The organism is Pullulanibacillus pueri (genome assembly GCF_014639255.1).
Taxonomy (GTDB): Bacteria; Bacillota; Bacilli; order Bacillales; family Sporolactobacillaceae; genus Pullulanibacillus; species Pullulanibacillus pueri.
In genome coordinates, this window is record NZ_BMFV01000073.1 from 1 (window position 1) to 1,542 (window position 1,542).

At 36.5% G+C, this 1,542-nt stretch carries 1 protein-coding gene; it reads left to right on the forward strand.

Features of this window, described 5'->3' with window-relative positions; all coding sequences use genetic code 11:
• Window positions 1-3: 3 nt before the first annotated feature.
• Window positions 4-1,542, forward strand: a protein-coding gene (locus tag IEV91_RS22120) for an IS3 family transposase (protein WP_373284479.1) whose coding sequence is annotated in 2 segments (ribosomal slippage) — window positions 4-646 and window positions 646-1,542 — 1,540 coding nt annotated over the 2 segments. Because the reading frame shifts where the segments join, the coding sequence is not laid out codon by codon here. This gene is flagged as partial in the annotation.

A 1,542-nucleotide genomic window follows, 5' to 3' on the forward strand; every position in this document is an offset into this window, starting at 1 on the left:
TCTATGTCTAAGAGGGGGTACTCTGTCGAGTTTAAGTGCAAAGTACTGATTGCCTATAGGAATAGGGATTGTAGTATTAAAGACTTTTGTTCGAAGTTTAACATCGTTAAAAATACATTAATGAATTGGTTGGACTTATATGAAAATTATGGAGTAGAGGGATTAAAAGAATCTACAACCTGGAAACCATATTCTAAAGACCTTAAAGAAGCAGCTGTGAGGGATTATTTATCGGGTAAATACTCTAAAAATGAGATCGTCAAAATGTATAAAATCTCAAGTAGATCAGTACTCCATAGATGGATTAACCATTATAATAGTCTTAGAGAATTGAAGGATACGTCTAAAGGAAGGACGAGCTCTATGACTAAAGGAAGAAAAACCACTTGGGAAGAACGTTTAGACATCGTAAAGTATTGCTTAGGGAACGGAAAAGATTATCAGAAAGCTACTGAAACATATGAAGTCTCCTATCAACAAGTCTATACTTGGGTTAAGAAGTATGAAGAGGGTGGAGATGACGGCCTTAAAGATAAGCGTGGCAGAAAGAAAGAAGAAGCTGAACTAACTCCAGAAGAGAAAACTAAAATAGAGATAAAAAAGTTAGAAAGAGAAAATGAACGATTACGTGCTGAGAATTTATTCTTAAAAAAGTTAGAGGAGATCGAAAGGAGGCGAAAGTAAGCCAAATTAGATTTGAGGATAAGTATATCGCTATTCAGGAACTTCATGAGAAAGAAGAACTAAGCATTCTCTTACTTTGTGAAATCGCTGGTATCTCCAGAGCGGCTTACTATAAGTGGTTAAGTCGAACCCCTACTTTCCAAGAGCTTCTCAATGAAGCGATTATTGAAGCGATGAAAGACCTACATGAGAAAGTGGATGGGATCTTCGGTTATCGTCAAATGACACTTCACATGAATCGAAAGTTTAGTGAGCTACTCAATCACAAGAGGATCTACCGATTAATGAAAGTCGCTGGATTACGCTCTGTTATTCGCAGAAAGAAAAGACAATATAAGCGTTCTATCCCTCAACATGTCGCTGAGAACGTGTTGAATCGTGAATTTACAGCTAATAAACCTAATGAAAAGTGGGTCACTGATGTCACGGAATTTAAATACGGTTCATCAAAAAAAGCTTATTTAAGTGCGATTCGTGATCTATATGATGGGTCAATTGTCAGTTATGTTCTCGGCCATTTTAACAACAACAAACTTGTGTTTGATACGCTTGATCGAGCCACTAACCTTCTAAATCAAGAACATCCCTTAATCCATAGTGATCGTGGCTTCCAGTACACCTCATACGAATTTAAGCGAAGAATAGATAAAGCAGAGATGACTCAAAGTATGTCACGAGTGGGCAGATGTATTGATAATGGACCAATGGAATCTTTTTGGGGAACTTTAAAATCAGAGAAATACTACTTACATAAATATGAGACGTTTGAAGAGCTTTCTCAAGCGATAGATGAATATATCCATTTCTATAATCATGAAAGATATCAAAAACGACTAAACGGCTTTAGCCCTATGGAAT